This window comes from Planktotalea sp. (assembly GCF_049680325.1).
Lineage (GTDB): Bacteria > Pseudomonadota > Alphaproteobacteria > Rhodobacterales > Rhodobacteraceae > Planktotalea.
This window is the reverse complement of record NZ_JBAUHO010000176.1, coordinates 1-3168: the sequence shown is the minus strand read 5'-3', so window position 1 is coordinate 3168 and position 3168 is coordinate 1. Positions and strand designations below refer to the sequence as shown.

At 56.1% G+C, this 3168-nt stretch carries 3 protein-coding genes; all 3 read left to right on the top strand.

Translation table 11 applies throughout. The features are described from left to right. On the top strand, positions 1-821 hold an 821-nt coding region (locus tag WBC85_RS08195), incomplete at its 5' end, for a BRCT domain-containing protein (protein ID WP_424435105.1). Further along, positions 818-2908: an ATP-dependent DNA helicase RecG gene (recG, locus tag WBC85_RS08190; RefSeq protein WP_424435102.1), complete on the top strand. Its 2091-nt coding sequence runs from the start codon at positions 818-820 to the stop codon at positions 2906-2908. The genes WBC85_RS08195 and recG, both read left to right, overlap by 4 nt. Before the next feature lie 108 nt (positions 2909-3016). Continuing rightward, complete coding sequence (locus tag WBC85_RS08185) at positions 3017-3139, top strand: hypothetical protein (protein WP_424435099.1); 123 nt, start codon at positions 3017-3019, stop codon at positions 3137-3139. The last annotated feature ends 29 nt before the right edge of the window (positions 3140-3168 follow it).

Below are 3168 nucleotides of genomic sequence, written 5' to 3'. Positions count from 1 at the left end.
CCGCAATTCGTGAAACGGGCGATGCGGTGCGGCGCTGTTCGGGCGGTTTGATTTGCCCTGCACAAGCCGTTGAAAAGTTGAAGCATTTTGTGTCTCGTGGTGCGTTCGATATCGACGGGCTTGGGGCAAAACAGGTGGAAATGTTCTACCACGATGTGAACCTGCCTATTCGTGAACCCGCCGATATTTTCTCGCTTCACCGCCGTGATGCCACGCAATTGACCAAGCTGAAGAACCGTGACGGTTGGGGCGACAAAAGTGCGGCGAAGCTGTTCGAGGCGATTGATGCACGCCGCAACATCGGGTTTGCGCGTTTCCTTTTTGCCCTTGGTCTGCGCCATGTGGGCGAGCAAAGCGCAGCGCTGATTGCGCGCCATTATGGCGCTTGGGCGACGTTCATCGAAGCCATGGACGCCGCTCGGGACAAGTCTGGGCCGGCGTGGGACGAACTGCTTTCGATTGATGGCGTCGGCGAAGTCATGGCAACCTCGCTTGTCACCAGTTTTGCGCAGGACCGCGAACGCGCCTCGATCACGCGCCTGAGTGAAGAATTGACGATAGAAGACGCCGAAAAGCCGGACACAAGCAGCCCCGTTGCGGGCAAAATCGTCGTGTTCACAGGCACGATGGAAAAAATGACCCGCGCAGAAGCCAAAGCGCGTGCAGAGGCGCTTGGTGCCAAAGTATCCGGTTCCGTGTCCGCGAAAACCGACTTGCTTGTGGCTGGTCCGGGCGCGGGTTCAAAGGCCAAAAAGGCGGCTGATCTTGGCGTTGAAACCATTGATGAGGACGATTGGCTTGCGTTGATCGAGGGTTTATGAGCACGCGGCCCGAAATCCTTTTTCCGCTTTTTGCCGCGCTGACGGGGCTGGATGGGATCGGGCCAAAAACGGCAGAGCATCTGGCAGGCCTTCATGTTGAAAAACCGCGCGACCTGCTGTTTTTACTGCCATACTCCGGTATTGATCGCACGATACGCGACAGTGTGCAGGGCGCTGATCTGCCCAACACCCTGACCGTCGAGGTCGAGATCGGCCAACATCGCCCCCCGCGTAACAAGGGTGGAGCCTATCGCATTGATGTGATCGACGCGCAGATCGCATTTCAACTGGTCTACTTCCATGCACGCGGTGACTATCTTGGTAAATTGCTACCGACGGGTCAGCGCCGCGTAGTGTCGGGCAAGGTCGAATTGTTCGACGGAATCGCCCAGATGGTGCATCCGGATCACGTTGTGCGACCTGATGAAGCTGCGCAAATTCCCGAGTTCGAACCGGTTTATCCACTGACGGCGGGCGTGACCCAAAAGCCCTTGAGCAAGGCAATTGCCAGCGCGTTGGAGCGGCTTCCTGCGCTGGGAGAATGGATTGATCCGACCCAGAAAGAGCAAAAGCAATGGCCCGATTGGGATAAAGCGATACAAGCCGCGCATGCGCCGCAGTCTATGGGCGAGCTCGCGGCAACAGCGCCCGCGCGCGAACGACTGGCTTATGATGAATTCATGGCGCATCAGCTCACGCTGGCGCTTGCGCGTGCCAAGCGGCGCCGTGCGCCGGGCATCGAAAGTCATGGGACCGGCAAGCTGCGTAACAAAGTGTTAAGCGCTTTGCCCTATAAGCCAACAGGTGCGCAGCTACGCGCAATTGATGAAATAACGGGGGATTTAGCCAGCGCAGTGCGGATGAACCGCCTGTTACAGGGCGATGTCGGTTCTGGCAAAACACTTGTGGCGTTCATGGCTTTGCTTGCAGCGGTCGAAGCAGGCGGGCAGGGCGTGATGATGGCCCCGACCGAAATTCTGGCGCGCCAGCATCTGGAAGGGTTGCAGCCACTTGCTGAAAATGCCGGCGTTGTTCTGGAACTGCTGACAGGACGCGATAAAGGGCGCGAGCGCGACGCCAAACTTGCCGCGCTGAAAGAGGGCAAAATTCAGATCCTCGTTGGCACCCATGCGGTGTTCCAGAAGGATGTGGTCTTTGCCGACCTGCGTCTAGCTATCGTGGATGAACAACATCGTTTCGGCGTGCGGCAACGGCTCGAGTTGGGAAAAAAGGGGCAGGGCGCGGATGTTCTGGTGATGACTGCAACGCCGATCCCGCGCAGTCTCGCGCTGGCGCAATTTGGCGATATGGATGTTTCGGTGCTGGATGAGAAACCGGCAGGGCGCCAAGCGATCAAAACCGCGCTTATATCAGATGAGCGCGTCAGCGAGGTTGTCGATCACCTGCGCGGTGCGATTGCAGAGGGTCGGCAGGCCTACTGGGTTTGTCCGCTGGTCGGGGAAAGCGAAGTGTCCGATCTGATCGCGGCGGAAGAGCGCTTCAAACACCTGCGTGCGCTATTGGGCGAACAGGCAGTGCGACTTGTGCATGGTCAAATGCCGTCTGCTGAAAAAGATGCCGCTATGGCCGATTTTGTTGAAGGCAGGGCGCAGGTTCTGGTGGCAACGACGGTGATCGAAGTCGGGGTAAACGTGCCGAATGCTACGATCATGGTGATTGAGCGCGCAGAAAGCTTTGGCCTTGCGCAGCTTCATCAACTTCGTGGACGGGTCGGGCGCGGCACGGCCGCTTCGACCTGCTTGCTGATGTATAAGGCACCGCTAAGCGAGAATGGTCAAAAGCGTCTGAAGGTGCTGCGCGAAACGGATGACGGGTTCAAGATTTCCGAAACCGATCTACAAATGCGCGGCGCAGGTGATTTGATTGGAACTGCGCAATCGGGTTTGCCCCGATTTCGCGTTGCCGACATGGAAAGCCAGACAGCATTGATGGAAATTGCCCAAAGCGACGCGCGAAAACTGCTTCATGATGATCCCGACCTTCAAAGCACACGGGGAAAAGCCGCGCGTGTTCTTCTTTGGCTTATGGAACAGGATCAAGCAATTCGTTTAATATCAGTAGGTTAGAAAGTTTGTTAACAAAATGTTCTCAAATGTTCCACTTTGTTCTTTACATGCCGTTCGCAAAATGAGAACAAAGAGACAACAAAAACAAGATTGAGCAGGAACGACACCATGATTGATCAAATCAAAACTGTAATCGCCCGTGCTGAAGGCACGTTGTTGCAAGACGCAATTGGCGCTGTTTCTTTGATGACCATTTTCATGGCCGCCCTGTACCTTCCTGGTTTTGCTTGAACACTTTTTTTTGCCTCGTGATTTCGTGC